This window comes from Paenibacillus sp. FSL H3-0329, from assembly GCF_037963285.1.
In the GTDB taxonomy this organism is placed as follows: Bacteria; Bacillota; Bacilli; order Paenibacillales; family Paenibacillaceae; genus Paenibacillus_AQ; species Paenibacillus_AQ odorifer.
Window position 1 is genome coordinate 1,472,964 of the sequence record NZ_CP150150.1, and the last position, 21,062, is coordinate 1,494,025.

A 21,062-nucleotide genomic window follows, 5' to 3' on the forward strand; every position below is an offset into this window, starting at 1 on the left:
CGCCTGGGCATAAGCTTATTGGCCATGCGTGACCGTCTTGTTTAGCATTCTATAGGAACCATTATACTGGAGAACTCACTATGGATCAAAAGCGATGGGGCAAACCTCTCACCAGATGATTGTAGCCGGTGTCACACCTTGGGGAAAAGTATCCTCAGCTTTGCTTTTGTTCATATACATCTCATACCAAACATCAGCGATGAGTCCTGGATCTGTAGCGGTGCCGGGTTTAATGAATACACCAAGTGCTAAATGACCTACATAGATTCCTTGTGGAGCCAAATCTGCTTGCAGGTTAAGTGCGTAGTTTCTTAATCCGCTAAGCGCAATGCCTACATTACCCATCATCTGCATGGGATAGATGGAGGACAATCCGGTTGTGAACAGCAGTGCGCCGCTGCGTTTCTCCAGCATCTCAGGCAAGACCTGTGCTACGCTGCGGATAGCGGCTACAACCAGTGCCTGAAAGGCATCCTGTGCATTTTCTTCTGTTACTTGTGAAGCAGGAGTAGGAGGGTAATTTCCACTTGTCGGGCTGAATTCGAGCACATCGATAAAGCCGTATTTTTTCTTGATATTATCGAAGGCTGTGGCTACTTGTTCTTTATTGTATACGTCGGCAGGAAAAGCAGCAGCCTCGATATTCAGTGCTTGCAGTTCCTGAACAAGGGTGTTCAGCTTCTCTTCATTTCGAGAGATTAATGCCACTTGAAATCCGTTGGCTCCGAATTTTTTGGCGATTGAGAGTCCTAAGCCGGGTCCAGCACCTATGATGGCAATGGTCTTTTTCATGATTTATTAGTTCCTTTCCGGTTGTTGATTACTAACAGTAACCATGATAAGCTGAATAGGCTTGAGGGACAAGAAGGCACTATTACATGCTTAAGTTACATGGAGGTAACCACAGTTGGAACATTCAAAGGAAGAACCCACCCGGTTCATGCCGATGCTGGAGGATTGCTCCATTACCCGCCAGATTCTGGACAGGGTCGGAGATAAATGGAGTGTACTGATCATAGTCAATTTAGGTGCTGAAGCATTGCGGTTCAAAGAGTTGCAAAGGCGCTCTGGAGGGATATCACAACGGATGCTGACCCAGACCCTGCGCCATTTGGAACGGGATGGATTAGTTTGGCGTAAAGCGACGCCTACAGTCCCATTGACTGTGGAATACGGTCTGACGAGCATAGGAGAATCATTGTTGGGACCTTTAACCTCGCTTGTGGACTGGGTCAACAAAAACAATGGGAAGATCGCCAAAGCGCGTATAGATTATGACCACCAGCACGACACACAGGAGTAACAAGACAGCAGAACAATTCACTGGGATAGAGGATGGATTATATTGCATAAGGAAAGTGGAACAAACACATTTATTTATACTTACACCTGTTCAGAGGACGAGTTATCGCTGTGTCAGATGGAGCTGCGATGTCTTTTTGGTGAGCAGGTGCCGACTGTTCTTTTTAAGAGTGAGGTTGAGGTGGATGTCAGCCGCAGTCCCTTCATTAAAGAGCGGATAGATGTAATGTATGAAGGGGACAGTCTGCCTGAGATTTATGATCAAACGGAGCAGGTGGAGCTTGGCGGCAAGACGTTTAAAGTTATTTTTGTGAAGACCAACGATCTGGGCCCTGCAGACAAAATAGAGTATGATGAGCGCAGAGTGATCGAGCGGGAAATTGGGTTGCGGATTGAAGGAGAAGCGGATGTTAACCATCCGGAGCTGGTATACGGCATTGTTACGCTGGGTGGACGCTGGTACTTCGGATCTTATCATAAAAACAAGGCAACTTGGTTCCGCCAAATGAAGAAGCCACGCAGCTATTCTATCGCGCTTAGTACACGTGTTGCCCGTGCCGCGGTTAATATGGCTATTCCGAATCCTGAAGGTATACGTGCTATAGATCCTTGCTGCGGTATTGGAACTGTAATGGTAGAAGCCTTGTCAATGGGAATCGATATGGTTGGACGTGATATTAACCCTATGATTGCTATCGGTGCGAGAACAAATATTGCCCATTTTGGATTCACCAGTGAGGTTACGCTCGGGGATATTGCGGATATCACTGATCATTACGATGTAGCCATTGTAGATATGCCATATAATCTATATTCTAGTATTACACCTGAGGAGCAGTTCGCGATTCTAGTGAATACGCGCCGGATTGCAGATCGGGTGGTTATCGTTGCGATTGAACCGATGGACGAGATGATCACTGAAGCTGGATTTACAATCATAGACCGTTGTGAAGCTAAAAAAGGAGCCTTCTCGCGTCATTTAATGCTTTGCCAGTAATCCTAATCAAGGTACCGAAAAAGGGGTGCAGCAATGGAGCAGAAATGGTTAACGTGGGCCAAAGAAATTCAGGCCATCGCACAGACTGGATTAACTTATGCTAAGGATGTTTATGATATAGAACGGTATCAAGCTTTGCGGGAGCTCAGTGTAGATATCCTCGCTAATTATACCTTCGAAAGCAAGGAGAGAATTAGACTCTCCTTTGCGGGTGAAGGGGGTTATGCTACCCCAAAAGTTGATGTCCGTGGTGTTGTATTCCGGGAGGATAAAATTCTACTTGTTCGCGAGAAGTTGGACGGGAATTGGGCGCTTCCTGGTGGCTGGGGGGACATTGGACTGTCGCCGAGCGAAGTTGTTGTGAAAGAAATCAAAGAGGAATCGGGTTTTGAGGCAGAAGCAGTTCGCTTACTGGCTGTACTGGATAAGAAATTTCATAGCCATCCGCCGGAGCCTTATCACGTGTACAAGTTCTTTATTTTATGCCGCATCGTGGGCGGAGAGGCAATGGAAGGGGTAGAGACAAGCGAAGTTTCGTTTTTTGCTGAAGATAAGCTGCCTGAGCTTTCAGCAGAGCGGAATACAGAGGCACAGATTCGGACGATGTTTGAATATTTACGAAATCCGGAAAAAGTAGTAATATTGGACTAAGAATCTGCATATACTGTATGACTTCCGCAAATTTAAGTTTTTAATTATTCAAAATTTGGTTAATAACTAATATGTAAGCACTTACAACGGTTTGGCCGCTGAGCCTTTATATCTACCAAAATTCAAAATTTTAATTTTTTGGGTCGAGCGGTCTACATTTTTTCCTCTACTGTGACGATAAGATATTTTAGGAGGGGATCGCATGGAACAAGAAGAATTGAGCATTCCATTGAAACAGGAAAATGTGGTGCGTCCTGCAGAAGGCAATATTGCCACTGGGCTGGTTTGGGGTATTTTAATCAGCATTCCGTTATGGATCTCTGTTATTGGCTGGATTTTGGGATTTTGGCACTAAACCATAAATTAATGAGGATCTAATTCTGTTGATTTTATAGTATACACAAAAGGCTGTCCCTTCCTTGTGGAAGAGACAGCCTTTTGCGTTTTCTGAAGATCTTAGTCTTTTGTATATACCACTCTAAAGTTCTCACAAACAACTTTCATCTTTGGATCAAAGGGTTTGTTTAAGAATTTTAAGGATTCTCTGGTGAAGAACTGCTCATGATCATGACGCCATGACTTAAGCGTCCGGTCACCTTCTCCTTCAGTATAGGCAAACTCAGCGCTAACCTCATCAAAAGGTATAATTTGTACATCTGTAGTAACAATTATTGCCCGCGGATCACCAGATCCATCCAGCACGATACTGTGACCGCCAACTTGCGGAAACGTCTCGTCACAAGTTTCAAATATATCATAATTCGAAGCAGTTCCTGTCTTGATCCCACGAATCACCAGATCGAGCAGCTCATCGGCCATCTGGGGACTGTCACCAAAGGCCCAGGCGTCATAGTTATCCGCTGCTTGTGGATGAAGCTGGGTGTATTCTTTCCACAATAACTTAATCTTCTCTTTGTTGCTCATATGCTCATCTCCTTATAGATCAATCTATTCTATAGACCAGTTGTCTCCATCCATCCTGTATAGAGCTCATCCAACTGTTCCTGTATCGCATCACGTTCTTGTTGCAGCTCAGCAAGTTCAGCTGCATCGCTGCTGATCAGGGGATCTAACATCTTAGCATCGATCACGCCAAGGCGTTCCTCTACCTCTGCAATGGCCGTTTCCCAGTCGAAGGTGGCGTTTTTCCTACGGGAACTGGTGGATTTAGCGTTGGTTTCTTTCCCTGAATCGTTAGATTGAGGCTTATCAGGGCGTGAACTTGTTCGTTCTGCAGAGACAGGTTTAGCTTGATCCGCAAAAGAGGGAGCTAGTAATGCTTTTTCAGCTTGTTTTTCCTTGTAATATTCATAGTTTCCGTTGAACACTCCAAACCGCCCGTCTTCAATGGACCATAGTTTGTGAAATAGGCGATTGATGAAATAACGGTCATGAGATACCGCCAGAACCGTGCCTGGAAATTCCTCTAATGCTTCTTCGAGTGCTTCACGAGAATCTATGTCCAGATGATTGGTCGGCTCATCCAGAATCAGCAGATTTGGCTTGCGATGCATTAGTACAGCGAAACGCAGGCGGGTCCATTCACCACCGGACAGATTCGTAATGTCTTTGAATACATCGGGACCATAAAATAGGAAACGTGCAAGCTGCCCGCGTGCTTCACCTTCTTCAAGTCCAGCTTCTTCGCGGAAGTAGCGGAGTACAGACTGTTTGTTATTTTCAGGAACAGCCTCTTGTGCGAGGTAGCCGACCACAGTTCTTGAGCCGAGTGTACAGCTTCCGCTGTCCGGGGTTTCCTGCCCTAAAATAATTCTTAAAAGTGTACTTTTACCTGCCCCGTTACCGCCGATGAGTGCCGTAGTCTCTCCGTAGCGAAGTACTTCGTTTGCCTCTGCGAAAAGGCTTCGCTGACCATATGCTTTTCCGATATCCTCCAAAATGACAACCTGATTACCGGAACGGTCATTTTGCTGTAGCTGCAAATCCATTGATTTACGCTCCAGAATAGGACGTTTAACCTTCACCATACGATCCAGTGCTTTTTGCATGGATGCTGCTCTCCGGTAAAAGGAAGGGTTAGGAGGTGTCCCGCGATTGCCAAATTCAATGAGACGTTTGATGCTTACCTGCATTTGTTTTATTTTTTTCTGCTGCTCTTGATAATCGGCAAATTGTTGAAGAAGTCGTGTTTCCTTCTCCACTTGGTAGCCGCTGTAGTTGGTATGGAAGGTAAAGGCCTCGCCATCCTCAATCTCGATCACTTTCTTGACTACAGCGTCCAGAAAGTAACGGTCATGGGAGATCGCAAGCACTGTTCCATCATAACTCTGTAAAAATTGCTCCAACCATTCAATGGCGTTCATATCGAGATGATTGGTTGGTTCATCCAATAGAAGGATGTCTGGACGGCGCAGCAGCAGCTCCGCAAGTCCGACTTTTGTTTTTTCTCCTCCTGAAAGAGAGGCGAACAATCGGCTGTATTGTCCGGTTCCAATCCCGAGACCCGAGGCTACGCGCTGAATAGAGGATTCGATCTCGTAACCTCCGGCGGCCTCGAACTTATCCTGCAAGCTGCCATATTCTTTCAGCAGCCGATTCCAGAGGATTTCATCCGTTCCGCTGTTAAAGCTGGACATTTCCAGCTCAAGCTCCCGCAGGCGGTGCTGCCATTGCAAAGGTTCGGCAAAGCTGCGCTGCAGAACATCATATACGGTTTCTTTTTCGTTAACTTCTTGAATTTGAGCTAACAGACCTACTACGCTGCCTTTGCGTATTGAGATTTGCCCTTCATCGGGGCGTTCCTCCCCGTTCAGCAGGTGGAATAGTGTCGTTTTGCCACAGCCGTTACGGCCGATCAGGCCAATTTTTTCCCCTTGGCGGATATCGAAGGTAATGCTATTCAGCACGAGTTGTGCCCCGTGGTATTTTTGAACATTTTGGCATTGGATGATCATATATATTCTCCTTTAAGAATGCCCTTCGCACCGCCAGTACCCTAAATGGCTCCGAAATCCTGTAAAAAACCATAAAAAAAGACCGTAGGGAAATTTCCCCACGGCCTTATCATTCTCCGGTTAACTGATCCGTCCGGGTGATGGCAGGAAAGGCATTTCACAATTGTGTAGTGTTATTAAATTCATACAAATGGACAGACTTCTCCCGTTATCGCCATTTACATGAGCAATGCCAGCTATCGCTTTAGGTAGCCGACTCATAACACTGTTGGTCCAATTGTGATCCATTCCTTCCACACCCCTCTCTTAGTAAATTTAATGACAGTGTAATCAAAAATCAGAAAATAAGCAAGTAAAAAGATGTCAGAGAGTATTTTTACACAGCATAGAATATGAAAAATAGAATAATATGGTTCTGTAGTGGGGGGCAAGTGGCTAAATTTAACGGATGAAAAGAGGAAGAGATATGGCACTTTTTGACGGATTAATGGGCAATGCATCACAAGTAAATCTTACGGAGGTCCAGCGGGAATACGCACAAATTCTTGCTCCTCAGGAGAAAATCGAACGCGCCTATAAGCTGATTAGAGATATGTTCATTTTTACGGACAAGCGGCTTATTCTGGTGGATAAACAAGGTCTGACGGGCAAGAAAACAGAATATCATTCGATCCCTTACAAAAGCATCTCGCATTATTCCGTGGAGACGGCAGGGCATTTTGACCTGGATGCGGAGCTATGTATCTACATTTCCAGCAGCACGCTTCCGGTGAAGAAGACCTTCAATAAATCCGTAAATATTTACGAGGTGCAGGCCGTGTTATCGCAATATATTTTAAAATAAATTGTTTATTCGGTGTTTCAAAGCACAAGCCCCCCTCTAAAAGTGGCTAAGATTACTAAGGTTAGATGCAGCTATACATATTTGAGATAGGTAGCCACAAGACATAACCGAGATAGACAGCTATATGGCGGCAAAAGGTGACTAGACATATCCGAGATAGGTAGCCATTTGGTGGCAAAAGGTCACGGTAGTACGCCATGGCAGTATGCGGCTCCCTGTAATTAAAATGATTTTATAATATTCGTAGGTGTGAATCTACAAGATTAAACAAAGATGACCTCTTATTTGTGCATAGCTCACAAAAAGAAGAGGTTTATTTTGCGTTTCAGCGTAACCGATTGACAAAGGATTTTCGTGTAATGTTAAATGACACTAATTAAGTCAGAAGTTATAGGGAGCTCGCAGCTGAACCCGCCGCAGAATATAGGAGATTGAATATGTTGAAGAAACCCGCCGCAAAAAATAAGGAGTTGGGACATGGCGGAAAAACCCGTAAAACATAGGGGGATGGGCATGGTGGAGGGGAGAAACCCGTAAAACGTAGAGGAATGGCATGGGGAAGAAACCCGAAAAACATAGAGGGAAGGGCATGGCGGAGCGGAGAAACCCGTAAAAGATAGGGGGACGGAACATGGCGGAGAAACCCGTAATAGGCACAAAAACTATGGTAGTTAGCCCCCATTATTTAGCCTCGGCTGCTGGTGCACGTATGTTGGAAAAAGGGGGGAATGCCTTTGATGCAGCGGTGGCGATCAGTGCGACACTAGCTGTTGTATATCCGCATATGACGGGGCTAGGCGGAGATTCCTTTTGGTTGACCTATAACACGCAAGAGGCGCGTGTTCGGGCCTATAACGGAAGCGGGCGCTCCGGGTACGGAGTCCGCAGAAGCAGCTATGCCGGGGAAGCTTTCATCCCGCGGCGGGGGATTCGCAGCGCCATTACGGTGCCGGGGATGGCGGACAGTTGGGATGCCGTACTGAGTAAGTATGGCCGCTTTATGCTGGCGGAGGTACTGGAGCCTGCCATTGGTTATGCTTTGGAGGGATTTCCGCTGTCGCCGGATCAGCGGAATAACACGGCTGTTGCGGGCTCTGCGCTGTCGCCGGAGGCGGCAGCGATTTACACGCCAGGCGGCGTGATTCCTTGTGCTGGATCGCGATTCCAGCAAAAACAGCTGGCGGCCACCCTGCGGACATTGGCGGCGGGTGGGCGGGATGCTTTTTATAAGGGGAAGATTGCGGAGGACATCTGTGACTATATGCTGGCAACTGGCGGGTATTTGACTCGGGATGACTTTGCGGATCATCAGGGGGATTGGGTCGAGCCGATTCATACGGATTATCACGGGCATACGGTATATCAAGTGCCGCCTAATTCTCAAGGTTTCACTGGACTAATGAGTCTTAATTTATTGGAACATTACAATTTTGAAGCAATCGGGCATGGTTCGTATGAATATTATCACCTGCTTGTTGAAGCGTTGAAGCTAAGCTTCCGCGATCGGGATAGGGTGCTTACAGATCCGGATTTTAGTGCTATTCCTTTGGAGCAGCTGCTGGATAAACGTTATGCAGGACAATTAGCGTCTACTATCTCGATGCAAAAAGCTGCGCAACTGACAAGTCAGCCTATCGGCAGTGATACAGCTTATGCTGCGGTTGTGGATGAGGACGGGAATGCGGTCTCTTTTATTCAGAGTCTGTATTTTGAATTTGGTTCGGGCGTGGCCGCTGGGGATACTGGGATTCTGCTGCAGAATCGAGGTTCGTTTTTTTCGCTGGACCCCGGGCACATCAATACGCTTGAGCCGCATAAGCGCAGCTTCCACACACTGATGCCAGCGATGGCCTGCCGCGAGGGCAAACCTGCGATTCTGTACGGGACGCAAGGTGGCGAAGGTCAACCACAGACTCAAACCTTGCTGCTCACACGGATGCTGCATTATGGCATGAATCCACAAACGGCTGTGAATGAGCCGCGTTTTGTGTGGGGGAGAACGTGGGGGGAGCCTACGCAAGAGCTAAAGGTGGAGAGCAGGGTAGCTGATGAGGTGCTGGCAGATTTGGCCGCAGCCGGTCATATTGTCCGGAAAGTAGATGACTATGATGGGATTATGGGTCACGCTCACATGATTTCGATAGATGACAATGGATACCGCAGTGGGGGAACGGACCGACGCTGCGATGGTGCGGCGATTGGGTGGTAGGTATAGGTGTGATGGAAGGATTGGAAGGACTCTGAAGGAATCGTAGGTGGAATGATGGATGGAAAAGCTGCTGATGGGGTCGTAGGAGGAAAGATGGAGAATTGGAAGGACTGCTGGAGGAATCGAAGGCGGGATGGTGTGGGATCCGAAAGGCTGATGGAAGAATCGTAGGTGGAATGATGGATGGAAAAGCTGCTGATGGGTCGTAGGAGGAAAGATGAGGAATTGGAAGGAACGCTGGAGGAATCGTAGGAGAAGCGTGGGATCCGAAAGGCTGATGGAAGGGTAAAAGTAATGGTCTAGGGAGGAGGGGGAATTATGGTTTTGGATAATCGGTATGGTGCGTTTATAGATCCTGAGCTTACGGTTGAGAGTTTAGGAAGCGGGATATTGGATGGACTGACCTTTGCAGTAAAAGATGTATTTGCTGTAGCTGGACACAGCTCTTCTGCAGGTAATCCTGATTGGCTGCGTAGCCATCATCCGTCCACGGAGCATGCGGTGGCTGTACATCGTTTACTGTTGTCGGGTGCTACACTTCGTGGTGCTGCCCATACGGATGAGCTGATGTACAGTCTGGGCGGCGAGAACCATCATTATGGAACGCCGATTAATCCGCGTGCTGTAGGTCGTATCCCAGGCGGATCTTCAAGTGGTTCGGCAGTAGCGGTAGCTTCTGGTAGTGTTGATTTTGCGCTCGGAACAGATACCGGTGGCTCAATTCGAGTACCTTCCTCTTATTGCGGAGTATATGGCTTCCGGCCAACGCATGGAGCTGTGGATTTTCAAGGTGTTATTCCATTATCTCCGGCTTTTGATACAGTTGGCTGGGTGTCGGATCGCTTGGATGTGCTCCAGAAGGTAGGGGAAGTGTTACTTGTGGCTGGGAGTACATCTGTAAAGACGTCGAAGAAAATAGGAAGTAGTCTAGAAGAAACTGTAGGGAAGAGCATAGAGAAGAATGTATTGGAAAATTTAGAGAACAACTTAGAGGGAGACATGGTGAAGACTGATAAAAATAATTTAGAAAAGAGCCAGAAGGAAAGTTTAGAAACGATTTTGGAGAAACGTATTGAGAAGAGTACTGAGAAGAGTACGGAGAAAATTTTAGAGATTGGCCCGGAAAACAAGGTAAAAAAGAATATGGAAGACAAAAATAAAATGGGTACTTTATTTGTTGCTACTGACTGCTGGGCTTTGGTTAATCTGGAGAATGCAGCTATTTTATCGGAGGGATTAAGGTGTTTGCGATCCGGGGCAGATCATCTCATGGAGATAGAGATTGCTTTGGAGGGGTTAAAGGTCTGGATGGATGTTTTTAGAGAATTGCAGGGGAATGAAATTTGGGAAACTCATGGCGTTTGGATTGAGAACGAGAAACCAGTCTTTGGGCCTGATATTGCAGCGCGATTCTCGTGGGCTGCCAGTTTGGCGGAAGAGGATCATAGCGTTGCACAATGTAAGCAAAAAGAGATTTCTAATCATTTGCGCCTGCTGCTAGGAGAGGACAATTGTCTTGTGATTCCGACAGTTCCGGGACCAGCGCCGCTGCGTGGAGGGGATTTGCGCCAATTGGAGGTGAATCGTAGTGGTGCGATGATGTTGAGTTGCATAGCTGGGTTGGCGGGTTTGCCTCAGGTAACATTACCTATGCTCTCCACAAGTGGATTGCCACTAGGATTATCCGTTATTGCCGGACATGGTCAGGATCTCCGGTTACTCTCTTGGGTGAATGAAGTGTGGCAGCAGTCTTGAGAGGCTGAGTGCAGTGGTCTTGAAAAAGCAGCGATACTAAACAGACCGTAGCTACGAACAACATATCTTGACACTTTTCTAGTTACATTTCTAGTTACTTTTCTAGTTACTGTTAACCGATACTCCTCCATTACTCTCTTGGAATACACTCTAGAAATACATTCTAGGAAGACGCTTTAGGATTACACTCTAGAAATACACTCTGGGAATACACTATAGGATTACACTCTAGGATTACATTCTAGCAATACACTCTAACGCCACACTCACTTATTGATTCACAAATTAACGAAATACACATGTCATTCCCTCCTACTCTTAGTTTTATTTACACCGGGGAGCCCAGTGGAGTTGCTTTAAAAACTAAGGTAGCTTAAGTTGGCTCAATATTGGAGTGGTAGAGTGAAAAAGATAAATTCAGCGCTCGATTGTGTTGTGTAAGACCAGTTGAATTAAGTGAATACGTCGCTGGAGAGAAAAGAACGGTATAACTCCCGCAGAAATCGGGGGAAGTGCTTAAGTAACTAAAAAGAACGGTATAAATCCCGCAAAATCCAGGAAAGTGGAACAAGTAGCTAAAAAGAACGGTATAAATCCCGCAGAAACCGGGAAATGGCACAAGTAGCTAAAAAGAACGGTATAAATCCCGCAGAAATCGTGGGAAGTGCTTAAGTAACTAAAAAGAACGATATAACTCCCGCAAAATCCAGAAAAGTGGCACAAGTAGCTAAAAAGAACGGTATAAATCCCGCAAAATCCAGGAAAGTGGCACAAGTAGCTAAAAAGAACGGTATAAATCCCGCAGAATCTGGGGAAATGGCTCAAGTAACTAAAAAGTACAGTATAAATCCCGCAGAATCTGGGGAAATGGCTCAAGTAACTAAAAAGAACGGTATAAATCCCGCAGAATCTGGGAAAGTGGCCCAAGTAGCTAAAAAGAACAGTATAAATCCCGTAGAAATCTGGGAAAGTGGCCCAAGTAGCTAAAAAGAACGGTATAAATCCCGCAGAATCTGGGAAAGTGGCCCAAGTAGCTAAAAAGAACGGTATAAATCCCGCAGAATCTGGGAAAGTGGCATAAGTAACTAAAAAGAACGGTATAAATCCCGCAGAATCCGGGGAAATGGCTCAAGTAGCTGAAAAGAACGGTATAAATCCCGTAGAACCCAGGAAAGTAGCATAAGTAACTAAAAACAACAGTATAAATCCCGCAGAATGTGGCGAAGACGCCTATGTAGTCAAAAAGAAGGGCAAAAAGGCCCTTCATCCCGGCAATTCCGGCCAAACAGCCAAAAAGAAGGGCAAAAGTGCCTTTCACCTCTACCGGCAGCAGTGGATCTATAATAGCTTGTACCTCCGCCACAGCTATAGTGGGGTGGTATTATCTCTGCTCGTACGGATCTCATACACCGCTCAATTCCCCGTCTTGCAGCGCTGGTGTGCCTGCGACTTCGATCCGATGGCCAATTCGAATAGCGTGAGAATACCCTGCCACCTATTCCGACTCCCTATTCAGATTCCCGCGTGAACCCGTAAAAACTTGTTTTTACTCGAAAGCCCTCCCTCAACTCCACCTACTATTTTCCAATCCCCTTATACAGTTCACATGAACGATATGAGCTAAATTTCAATAATTAATAATTAATAATTAATAATTCATAATTCATAATTCATCATTCATCATTCATCATTCATAATTAATAATTAATAATTAATAATTAATAATTAATAATTAATAATTAATAATTAATAATTAATAATTAATAATTCATAATTCATGATCCATGTTCATTTTGTGTTAAGTTTATTAACATATAAATCATGAAAATTTAACTTCCCTCTATTCAACACGGTTCATTTTAATTATAATGTTACATAAAATAACATTATAAATCAGAAATGGTTCTATTGATCCTAATAAGGAGGGGTGGCATGCATCTTACGGTTGAAGAAGCGTTGTCCATTTATCCTTTGTCCGAGGCGAAGCTTATCGCTGGGTCTAAAGGGAAACATCGAATTGTGAAGTCAATTAATGTGATGGACGCCCCCGATATCTCGGATTGGATCAAAGAAGGCGAGATGCTGCTGACGACAGCCTATTTGATAAAGGACAATATGGAGGAAGCCTCTGCCTTGCTGCAGACTTTGAATCGCCGGGGATCTTCGGCCTTGGGCATTAAGCTGGGGCGGTTTTGGGATGAAGTACCAGAGCAACTGGTTGCAGAAGCGGAGAGTCTTAACTTCCCACTAATCCAGCTACCGTTCGAGTTTACTTTTTCGGATCAGATGAATGGTCTGTTTCGCGCCGAGCTTAGCCGCAGCACTCACGTTCTGCAGAACATTATGGAGAAGCAGAAAAAGCTGATGCAATTCGCCCTAAGATCTGTCCGCAGCCGTCCGTTGTTTGATTCGGTGTCTGAAGTGATTGGCCATTCACTTGTGGTGGTTAGCGCACGGGGGGATGTGATCTACAACAACTCTGAATACTATCCTTCACAGCTGCTGGAGGGGTGGCCGTGGCAGAAACGGAATCAGCGCTTTCGTGTTGGAGATCATGTGGGCTACCGTACACCACTTTTGCAAGGAGAGAAGTGCTCCGGATATCTATTGTTTTGTGCCATCGACCCTTTATTGCTCCCAATGGAAGAAAGTTTGTTCGTTCAGGGAGCTGAACTTATTTCATATCATATTCATTCAGGATACGAAGATTATTTTGAACAGGCAGAACACAGGGAGTTTAGCGGATTGCTGAGACGTTGTTTGAGCGGTAATTTATCTTACACAGATTTGGCGCAGGCTGCTCTCGACTTGGAGATTGAGCTGCTTCAATCACCATTTTTTCTCTTATTGACCGATACAGCTGCGACTGGGGAAGAACGCCAAGGTGAGCTGCTCAGACTAAAAGAAGAATATCTTGAACATCCTGGGCTACGGGAAGTAAAGGGAATTCATGTGATCATAGATCAAGGACTTTTGTCTATATATCCGGGAGATCGTCAGCGTCCTGAACAATTCCGGGATATAATCCAGGTTTGTTTTAACAACATGAAGTTTGATAAGGGATATTATCCGCGAGCTGCGATAAGCAGTTGTAAAGCGAAGCCGGAGGGGCTGAAGGAGGCTTTTGCGGAGGTAAAGGATTGTATGGGAATGCTTCAGGGCGGGGGAGTAAAAGGGAATGTTGTGCATTACCGGCAGCTTGAGCTTAACCTGCTACTCGGGCAAATTCCGGCAGAGGTTATGGAGAAATATTGTAATGGAAGTCTTAGAGGGTTGCTTAACCGAGAACCGGAGTATGTCAGGGAGATGCTGCGGACGCTGGAAGTTTATCTAGAGAACGATGGTCATGTTAATGAGACGGCTAAGAAACTGTTTATTCATCGAAACACGGCTACCTACCGGATCGAGAAGCTTAGTGAGCTGCTGGACGTCGATTTTAAAAAAATAAATGATCTAATGAGGTTGAAGTTAGTATTCATGTTTCGGAGGATGCTCGGAAGGGACTAAGGTCTAAGGTCTAAGTTCTAAGTTCTAAGTTCTAAGGTCTAAGGTCTAAGTTCTAAGTTCTAAGATCTGGGTTGAAATGCAAACATGGAGGAGGGGAACCTCGTGAATACACATGAGATCGCAATGCATATTCAAACCCATCAGGCGCCTGCGGTGCTGGCAACGCTGATAGAGGTGGAGGGACACTCGTATCGCAAAGCCGGAGCGGTGATGTTGTTTTTTGAAGGAGGTACGATTGGGAGCCTGAGTCCAGGTTGTCTGGAAAACGATCTGCAGCTGCGAACTTCTGAGATCTGGGAACGAGGGCTGCCCGAAATTGTGGAATACAACATGCTGTCTCCGGAAGATCTGTCCTGGGGTGAGGTTATCGGCTGTGGAGGCAAAATCAAAGTAGTGCTAGAACCCGTGCAGGGTCAGCTCTACAAGCTTTTAGTGCAGGCGAGTGACAGATTGGCTAGGGGAGAGAAGCTAATTTTGTTCCGCGAAGCAGTGGAGAAAGGTTTTATCTATAAGCTGGAGCTGGATCCAGACATTGTACTGCCGCAGAGCAAGAAACATCCGAAATTATCCCACTCGGCAAAAGAAAGCCTGGCGGCAGGTCGCTTTATGGCCGCTCCAGCAGAATTGACAGCATTCCATACGTCTTTCGTGCCCAAACCGCGGCTTGTGATTTTTGGCGGGGGACGTGATGTGGTTCCTATTGCGGAACTTGCTGACAGAGTTGGCTTTCGGGTAGCGGTTGCGGATTGGCGTGAAGGAAGCTTACACAATAAGTTTCCTCGAGCTGAACAAGTAATTTGTTCCCCTATGGAGGTTGTTCAGCGATTGGGCGTAGCTCGGGAGGATTATGTATTGATTTGCAGTCATCAACTTGGGCGGGATAGACAGTTCCTGGAGAGTGTGATTCCGCTTGCTCCTCTATATATAGGGATTATCGGTTCGAAGGCGCGGATATCTCTTTTACTGGAAGGGCTTGAGGCTCCTGCATCTTTGCATGCACCTGTAGGGTTGCCGATTGGAGGAGAAGGTCCGGAGGAGATTGCGGTCAGTATTATAGCGGAAATTATTCAAATTAGAAGGGTGGGCTCACGAGAGCTGCCCAAAGGAGCGGATAGTATTGAAAGTAGCAGGAATATATTTGGCAGCGGGGCAGAGCAGGCGGATGGGCGTGTCCAAGGTTTCACTGAAATTGTCGCAGGAGGTCTCACTCGGGAGCGTCGCGCTTAGTGAATTGGATCGTTGCAATCTAGAACCGCTAATCGTGGTAGTGCGTGCGGATGACAACTTGGAATGGCTGCCACCCGCGATTGAACCGCAAGCATCCAGACGTACCGAAACTTGCTTGACCGCACATCTAGGATTGTCTTTTTCACTGCGCTGTGGCCTTAATGCGGTATTACCTTTACAGCCCGATGCAGTAGTTGTGGCGCTTGCGGATCAGCCATTTATTACTACAGCATTAGTGAACCGTCTAATACAAACGTTTGAACAATCTCCGGAGATGGACTATGTCGCTAGCGTCAGCAATGGGTCGGCTATGCCCCCGGCTTTGTTCTCGAAGACGTTGTTTCCAGCACTACAGGGATTAGATGGAGATCGAGGAGCGGCGGGGATATTGCGTTCACCTGATTATAAGGGGATTGTTCTGGAATCTGAGTCTGCCCATTATTTCATGGACGCAGATACAAAAGAGGATTTTGGTGAGATCCAGGAGCAATGGATTCTGAGAAATGGAAAGTGAAGTAAAGAATAGTCTGAAAAGTAATCTGAAACAGTGTTCCTTTTCCACCTTTGGTCATATAATATGACACGAAACTCACCATACCAAAACCAATTAGTGCATTACACACAAAAAAAGTTCTGATTCTTATATTCATATACAAACGTATGTTATATAAATTTACGCCAAGGCCACCTCTAAGTATAGTAGAAGTACATTAATGGTTGCAGCCATGATGAGAGATGATTTGGAGGAGGAGAATTATGAAAAAAAGGGGTCAGTTCATAACATCTTGTCTTGCATTAATGGTTCTAATGACGGTGGCTTTGGTGGGGTGTGGCAGCAATAATAATACTTCTACAAATGCAACGGAGGCACCAGCGACAACTACAGCGGCAACAGAGGCAACTGCAACAACAGAACCGGCTGCAAAGAAACCGACGGTTGCTTTTGTTTATATCGGACCTCCAGGGGATGGCGGCTACACGTACCAACATGATCAAGGACGGCTGTATATGGAGAAGGAGCTGGGGATTAAAGCTGACTTTGTAGAAAATGTCCCTGAAAGTGCTGACGCCGAACGAATCATCACCGAGCTTGCACAATCACACGACATCGTGTTTACAACGAGCTTCGGATATATGGATTTTACATTAAATGTAGCGGGCAAATTCCCCAACGTGAAGTTCCTGCATGCTTCGGGTTACAAAACCGCAGAGAACATGGGAACCTACTTCGGGAAAAACTATCAGGCCAGCTATCTGAGCGGCATAGCGGCAGGAAAAATGACCAAAAACAATCAGTTGGGTTATGTGGGCGCTTTTCCGATCAGCGAAGTGATTTATAACTTGAATGCTTTTACCCTTGGAGCACAAAGTGTCAATCCTGATGTAAAGGTGAATGTGGTATGGACGAATACATGGTATGACCCGACGACTGAACGTCAAGCGGCAATCAGCTTGCTGGATAAGGGTGCGGATGTGCTTTTGGCCTATCAGGATTCACCTGCAACACTGCAGGCTGCTGCTGAACGAGGGGCTTTTGCCGGGGGGAATGACTCGGATATGAGCAAATACGCTCCGGACAATTATTTGACGAACCCGGTATGGAATTGGGGGCCGTATTACGTAAAAGCTGTGCAGGCAGTTATGGATGGAACCTGGAAGAGCGAGCAGTATTCCGGTGATATGGCTGACGGTATGGTGGAGCTGGCTCCTTTCGGGAACAAGATCCCAGATGATGTGAAAAAGCTTGTCGAAGACGCCAAAGCCAAAATTATCAGTGGTGAGCTGGAGGTTTTCACAGGTCCGATCTCAGATAATCAAGGGAATGTGAAGGTTCAGGAGGGTCAGAAGCTGACCTTGGAGGAAGTGCTGGGCATGAACTGGCTCGTAAAGGGTGTGGAAGGAACTATCCCGCAATAATGTTTAAAAATAGGGAATAAGATGTGCACAATCTATGGGTGGGGCGGGTTCCGTTAAGCGGAAACTTCCCCACCCGTACTACAACTTGAAGGAAGGAGGGGTTCAGGCCATGCGGGGAACTTCAGTTGAAATGCGGGGGATTGTGAAAAAATTCGGCTCGGTAACCGCCAGTGATCAAGTCGACTTTTCGGCAAATGCGGGTGAGATTCATGCGTTGCTTGGGGAGAATGGGGCCGGGAAGAGCACGGTGATGAGCATGCTGTCAGGGGTGTATAGAGCAGACGAAGGAGAAATCTTCATTCATGGGAAAGGTGCTCAGATCCGTTCTCCTAAAGATGCTGCGCAGCTGGGTGTAGGTATGGTGTTTCAGAACTTTAGGCTGGTGCAAAGCCTCACAGCAGCAGAAAATATCGTGCTTGGCGAAAAGTCGTCTTTCTGGCGCGGCCGTAAGTGGATGAAGAACAAACACAAGGAGATCGAGGCATTAGCGGAACGGTTTGGACTGAATTTCCCGGTGGATCGCCCGATCTGGCAGTTGTCCGTGGGTGAGCAGCAGCGTGTTGAAATCGTTAAGACGTTGTATCGCGGGGCTGACATTATTATTCTGGATGAACCAACCTCTGTACTGACCCCGGGAGAGGTAGAACAGCTATTTGAAACGCTTCGGGTCATGAAGCAAGCAGGAAAGACGGTCATTATGACTACTCATAAAATGAAAGAGGTTATGGCGTCCTCCGATCGGATTTCCGTCATGCGCAAAGGGAAAATGATCACCACACTGACCACGGCAGATACAGATGAACTGGAGCTGGCTCGTCTGATGGTGGGCAAGGAAGTAACCATCACCCGTCAAGAACGGGAAGCCACTGAAGGAGATTCTTTATTAGAAGTGAAAGATGTGGACGTATATGCCGATCACGGGCGAAAAGCACTGGATCACTTCTCTTTGAACGTATGTAAAGGAGAGATTGTAGGCGTAGCTGGGGTAGCTGGCAATGGGCAAAAGGAACTGGCTGAAGTGTTAACAGGTCTTAGAGGCTGGAAAAGTGGTGAAATCACGTTTGATGGAAAGACGGTGAAATCCGCTTCGGTTAGAGGGGCGATTGATTCAGGAATCTCCCACGTGCCGGAGAACCGGATGAAGAGCGGTTTAGCTGGACGCCTCGGATCGGTGGATAATCTTTTGTTTAAGTCTTACCGCTCAGAGGAGCACTCCAAATTTGGTTTCTTGAAGTCCGCGAAGAACCGTTTGTGGTCACAGGAGCTGGTCCAGCGCTTTAATGTCAAAACACCTGAGCTGGAGACGCCAGTACAACAGTTGTCAGGTGGTAATCAGCAGAAGCTGCTCTTTGCACGTGAGATCAGTCATCGGCCGAAGCTGATGGTCGCCGTTCATCCGACACAAGGGCTGGATGTAGGTGCCACGGCTGGTGTTCACGACCTTCTTATGGAGCTGCGTGGTTCAGGTAGTGGCGTGTTGTTAATTTCGGAGGATTTAGATGAATTGCTTCAGTTGTCCGACCGGATTCTAGTGATCTATAACGGCTCAATTATTGGTGAGAGTACACATGAGGAAGCGAATCGAGAGAGCATCGGACTACTAATGGCTGGTATTCATAATAGAGAGGAGAGCGCCGTATGAGTCTGGAGAATGGAAGAAATACCGCAGCAGCTGTACTGGAACCCCTCCCCTCCCACTCCGGAAAACGATTCTCTCTACGTTTCGAATACGATGCCAGCCGCATCCGTTCTCCTTGGTGGACACCTATTGTATCTATAATTTTAGCGCTATTGTTGTGTGCCCTATTTATTGCGGCGAATGGCATGAATCCGGTGCTGGTCTATGAAAAAATGTTCCGTGGCGCATTTGGCACTGCGTATGGGCTCACGGAAACGATGGTTAAAGCGATCCCGCTTCTTCTATGTGGGCTTGGGATTGCTGTGGCTTACCGCATTTCGGTATGGAATATTGGAGCAGAAGGCCAGTTAACTGTTGGGGCTATGGCGGCCACAGCGGTCACGATTTATTTTCCTGACTTACCTTCATTCTGGTCCCTGAGCTTAATGCTGCTGTTCGGGATTGCCGCGGGTGCGCTTTGGGGATTGCTGACTGCTATTCCGCGGACACATTTTGGAGTGAATGAGCTAATCACTTCATTAATGCTGAATTATGTTGCCCTATTGGCGCTCGATTACGTGGTATTCGGACCTTGGAAAGATCCTAAAGGATTTAATTTCCCGGGATCACCTATGTTTACTGCGGCTCAATCGCTGCCTGTTCTCGGAAGTACAAGATTGCATATTGGATTGTTATTTGGACTTATCGCCGTTGTGATTTATTACTTAATGATTCGTTTTACCAAGTGGGGTTACGAGCTCCGGCTGATTGGGGCCAATCCTGTTGCAGCCAGATACGCGGGGGTTCCTATCAAGCGCCATATTATTATCGTCATGCTGATCAGTGGGGGGCTTGCCGGGATCGCTGGCATGGCGGAGGTCTCCGGTGTTACACACAAGCTGATGCAGGGCATTTCACCGGGGTATGGATACACCGCCATTATTGTGGCTTGGCTGGCCAAATTGAATCCACTCGGTCTAATCGTTACTTCTATTTTATTCGGTGGCTTAATTGTTGGCGGATATAGTGTTCAAACCATCGGGCTGCCCTCATCGATATCAGAAATGCTGCAGGGCTCCATCCTGTTTTTCTTGATTGCTGGCGATATGATCTATCGTTTCCGCATTCGCCGTAGCCGGGTTCAGCTGAAAGGGGGGAGATAGGCAATGGATTTTACAACACAGCTACTTATTGCCGCTATTTCCGCAGGGACCCCGCTGCTGCTGGCTACGCTGGGAGGCATTCTAAATGAACGAGCCGGCATTATACAGCTTGGGGCTGAAGGTCTGATGCTGATGGGAGCGGTCATCACTTGTATCGTGTATATTCGCTCCGGAAACCTGCTGCTGGCTCTGTTGGCTACCGTAGCTATAACGGCTGTACTTGGTTTGCTGCATTCTTTTCTCTGTGTGACCTTGCGGGCGAATCATACGATGTCCGGTCTTGCGATGACCCTGTTTGGCAGTGGGTTGAGCGCTTATCTTGGTAAACCGATCAGCGGCATTCCTTTGCCGGGAACCTCCCCTAAGCTGCATCTGGCTTGGCTGGAAAATGTACCGTTCATCGGAAAAATATTCGGCAACATGGACTACCTAACCTGGTTTAGCCTGCTGCTAGTGCTTGCTCTGCATCTGCTAATTCACCGCACTTCATGGGGCCTGCATTTGCGGGCAGTCGGAGACAGTCCGGCTACCGCAGATGTGATGGGGATCCGTGTACAGCTTATCCGCTACAGCTATGTGATCACCGGTGCTGCTCTCATCGGCCTGGCCGGAGCGGATATGGTATTGGCCTACGCGCCAACCTGGAATGAAGGGCTGACAGCCGGCCGGGGCTGGATTGCGGTAGGGCTGGTGATTTTCGCCAGATGGAATCCGCTGCGTGCCTTGTTCTGCGCCTACTTTTTTGGGGCATTGGATTCACTTGGCTTCCGTATTCAATTGCTGGGCAGTGCAGTTCCGCCCTATTTTCTCAAAATGATTCCGTACCTTGTGACCATTCTGGTCCTGATGTACCTGGGGTACCGCAATCGCAACAAACCATCCGGCACACCGGAGGCGCTCGGAGTTCCTTATATTCGGGAACAAAGGTTTTAAGGCAGGCTATACGAGAAGGGAAGC

General features: G+C 46.9%; 19 protein-coding genes. 15 read left to right on the forward strand and 4 right to left on the reverse strand.

From position 1 onward, the window contains the following. Positions 1–108: 108 nt before the first annotated feature. On the reverse strand, positions 109–792 hold the full coding sequence (locus NSQ66_RS06505) for an SDR family NAD(P)-dependent oxidoreductase (RefSeq protein ID WP_076215025.1): 684 nt from the start codon (positions 790–792) through the stop codon (positions 109–111). Positions 793–907: 115 nt separating this feature from the next. On the opposite strand from NSQ66_RS06505, the gene NSQ66_RS06510 reads away from it, so the two are divergent. The 4 genes from NSQ66_RS06510 (at position 908) to NSQ66_RS06525 (ending at position 3,305) form a co-directional block, all read left to right on the forward strand. Further along, the gene (locus NSQ66_RS06510) at positions 908–1,303 is read left to right on the forward strand and encodes a helix-turn-helix domain-containing protein (RefSeq protein WP_244886429.1); all 396 of its coding nucleotides are present in this window, start codon (positions 908–910) and stop codon (positions 1,301–1,303) included. A gap of 117 nt (positions 1,304–1,420) precedes the next feature. Then, complete coding sequence (locus NSQ66_RS06515) at positions 1,421–2,299, forward strand: RNA methyltransferase (RefSeq protein ID WP_081382596.1); 879 nt, start codon at positions 1,421–1,423, stop codon at positions 2,297–2,299. 33 nt (positions 2,300–2,332) lie between these two features. After that, the gene (locus NSQ66_RS06520) at positions 2,333–2,950 is read left to right on the forward strand and encodes an NUDIX hydrolase (protein WP_036680055.1); all 618 of its coding nucleotides are present in this window, start codon (positions 2,333–2,335) and stop codon (positions 2,948–2,950) included. 202 nt (positions 2,951–3,152) lie between these two features. Continuing rightward, positions 3,153–3,305, forward strand: coding sequence for a hypothetical protein (locus tag NSQ66_RS06525; protein ID WP_155288093.1), 153 nt, complete (start codon positions 3,153–3,155; stop codon positions 3,303–3,305). A gap of 101 nt (positions 3,306–3,406) precedes the next feature. On the opposite strand, the gene NSQ66_RS06530 is transcribed toward NSQ66_RS06525, so the two are convergent. The 3 genes from NSQ66_RS06530 to NSQ66_RS06540 form a co-directional block, all read right to left on the reverse strand. Next, complete coding sequence (locus NSQ66_RS06530) at positions 3,407–3,874, reverse strand: ASCH domain-containing protein (protein ID WP_038569238.1); 468 nt, start codon at positions 3,872–3,874, stop codon at positions 3,407–3,409. A gap of 29 nt (positions 3,875–3,903) precedes the next feature. Beyond that, positions 3,904–5,865, reverse strand: coding sequence for an ABC-F family ATP-binding cassette domain-containing protein (locus NSQ66_RS06535; RefSeq protein WP_339279629.1), 1,962 nt, complete (start codon positions 5,863–5,865; stop codon positions 3,904–3,906). Positions 5,866–5,985: 120 nt separating this feature from the next. Further along, complete coding sequence (locus tag NSQ66_RS06540) at positions 5,986–6,153, reverse strand: hypothetical protein (protein WP_162636617.1); 168 nt, start codon at positions 6,151–6,153, stop codon at positions 5,986–5,988. A 178-nt stretch (positions 6,154–6,331) separates the two neighbouring features. Between NSQ66_RS06540 and NSQ66_RS06545 the strand changes: the two genes are divergently transcribed. The 11 genes from NSQ66_RS06545 (at position 6,332) to NSQ66_RS06595 (ending at position 21,038) form a co-directional block, all read left to right on the forward strand. After that, positions 6,332–6,709 carry a PH domain-containing protein gene (locus NSQ66_RS06545; protein WP_036680049.1) on the forward strand — a complete coding sequence of 126 codons (378 nt, stop codon included), beginning with the start codon at positions 6,332–6,334 and terminating at the stop codon, positions 6,707–6,709. A gap of 631 nt (positions 6,710–7,340) precedes the next feature. Next, entirely contained in the window at positions 7,341–8,918 is a 1,578-nt protein-coding gene (gene ggt, locus NSQ66_RS06550; RefSeq protein WP_076141108.1) for a gamma-glutamyltransferase, read from the forward strand. Between the two features lie 318 nt (positions 8,919–9,236). Continuing rightward, positions 9,237–10,673 carry an amidase family protein gene (locus NSQ66_RS06555; protein ID WP_256721506.1) on the forward strand — a complete coding sequence of 479 codons (1,437 nt, stop codon included), beginning with the start codon at positions 9,237–9,239 and terminating at the stop codon, positions 10,671–10,673. Between the two features lie 714 nt (positions 10,674–11,387). Further along, entirely contained in the window at positions 11,388–11,660 is a 273-nt protein-coding gene (locus tag NSQ66_RS06560; protein WP_076141109.1) for a hypothetical protein, read from the forward strand. Between the two features lie 945 nt (positions 11,661–12,605). Beyond that, positions 12,606–14,180 (forward strand): PucR family transcriptional regulator, encoded by a 1,575-nt coding sequence (locus NSQ66_RS06565; protein ID WP_036680042.1) that lies wholly within the window; start codon positions 12,606–12,608, stop codon positions 14,178–14,180. A 102-nt stretch (positions 14,181–14,282) separates the two neighbouring features. Then, on the forward strand, positions 14,283–15,407 hold the full coding sequence (locus NSQ66_RS06570) for an XdhC family protein (RefSeq protein WP_051491103.1): 1,125 nt from the start codon (positions 14,283–14,285) through the stop codon (positions 15,405–15,407). Beyond that, positions 15,349–15,921, forward strand: a complete 573-nt coding sequence (locus tag NSQ66_RS06575) for an NTP transferase domain-containing protein (protein WP_162164265.1) — start codon at positions 15,349–15,351, stop codon at positions 15,919–15,921. Before NSQ66_RS06570 ends, NSQ66_RS06575 begins: the two co-directional genes overlap by 59 nt. A 242-nt stretch (positions 15,922–16,163) precedes the next feature. Then, a complete protein-coding gene (locus tag NSQ66_RS06580) occupies positions 16,164–17,324 on the forward strand; it encodes a BMP family ABC transporter substrate-binding protein (RefSeq protein ID WP_036680038.1) in 1,161 nt (386 codons plus the stop codon). A 109-nt stretch (positions 17,325–17,433) separates the two neighbouring features. Further along, the gene (locus tag NSQ66_RS06585) at positions 17,434–18,966 is read left to right on the forward strand and encodes an ABC transporter ATP-binding protein (protein WP_076215016.1); all 1,533 of its coding nucleotides are present in this window, start codon (positions 17,434–17,436) and stop codon (positions 18,964–18,966) included. After that, on the forward strand, positions 18,963–20,105 hold the full coding sequence (locus NSQ66_RS06590) for an ABC transporter permease (RefSeq protein ID WP_076179195.1): 1,143 nt from the start codon (positions 18,963–18,965) through the stop codon (positions 20,103–20,105). Before NSQ66_RS06585 ends, NSQ66_RS06590 begins: the two co-directional genes overlap by 4 nt. A 3-nt stretch (positions 20,106–20,108) precedes the next feature. Continuing rightward, positions 20,109–21,038: an ABC transporter permease gene (locus tag NSQ66_RS06595; RefSeq protein ID WP_076144442.1), complete on the forward strand. Its 930-nt coding sequence runs from the start codon at positions 20,109–20,111 to the stop codon at positions 21,036–21,038. The last annotated feature ends 24 nt before the right edge of the window (positions 21,039–21,062 follow it).

Excerpts from the sequence above, each read along its gene's own strand:
- NSQ66_RS06505 (WP_076215025.1), bottom strand. The coding sequence starts at position 792 with ATGAAAAAGACCATTGCCATCATAGGTGCTGGACCCGGCTTAGGACTC.
- NSQ66_RS06515 (WP_081382596.1), top strand. The coding sequence starts at position 1,421 with ATGGAGCTGCGATGTCTTTTTGGTGAGCAGGTGCCGACTGTTCTTTTT.
- NSQ66_RS06520 (WP_036680055.1), top strand. The coding sequence starts at position 2,333 with ATGGAGCAGAAATGGTTAACGTGGGCCAAAGAAATTCAGGCCATCGCA.
- NSQ66_RS06525 (WP_155288093.1), top strand. The coding sequence starts at position 3,153 with ATGGAACAAGAAGAATTGAGCATTCCATTGAAACAGGAAAATGTGGTG.
- NSQ66_RS06530 (WP_038569238.1), bottom strand. The coding sequence starts at position 3,874 with ATGAGCAACAAAGAGAAGATTAAGTTATTGTGGAAAGAATACACCCAG.
- NSQ66_RS06535 (WP_339279629.1), bottom strand. The coding sequence starts at position 5,865 with ATGATCATCCAATGCCAAAATGTTCAAAAATACCACGGGGCACAACTC.
- NSQ66_RS06540 (WP_162636617.1), bottom strand. The coding sequence starts at position 6,153 with ATGGATCACAATTGGACCAACAGTGTTATGAGTCGGCTACCTAAAGCG.
- NSQ66_RS06545 (WP_036680049.1), top strand. The coding sequence starts at position 6,332 with ATGGCACTTTTTGACGGATTAATGGGCAATGCATCACAAGTAAATCTT.
- ggt (WP_076141108.1), top strand. The coding sequence starts at position 7,341 with ATGGCGGAGAAACCCGTAATAGGCACAAAAACTATGGTAGTTAGCCCC.
- NSQ66_RS06555 (WP_256721506.1), top strand. The coding sequence starts at position 9,237 with ATGGTTTTGGATAATCGGTATGGTGCGTTTATAGATCCTGAGCTTACG.
- NSQ66_RS06565 (WP_036680042.1), top strand. The coding sequence starts at position 12,606 with ATGCATCTTACGGTTGAAGAAGCGTTGTCCATTTATCCTTTGTCCGAG.
- NSQ66_RS06580 (WP_036680038.1), top strand. The coding sequence starts at position 16,164 with ATGAAAAAAAGGGGTCAGTTCATAACATCTTGTCTTGCATTAATGGTT.
- NSQ66_RS06585 (WP_076215016.1), top strand. The coding sequence starts at position 17,434 with ATGCGGGGAACTTCAGTTGAAATGCGGGGGATTGTGAAAAAATTCGGC.
- NSQ66_RS06590 (WP_076179195.1), top strand. The coding sequence starts at position 18,963 with ATGAGTCTGGAGAATGGAAGAAATACCGCAGCAGCTGTACTGGAACCC.
- NSQ66_RS06595 (WP_076144442.1), top strand. The coding sequence starts at position 20,109 with ATGGATTTTACAACACAGCTACTTATTGCCGCTATTTCCGCAGGGACC.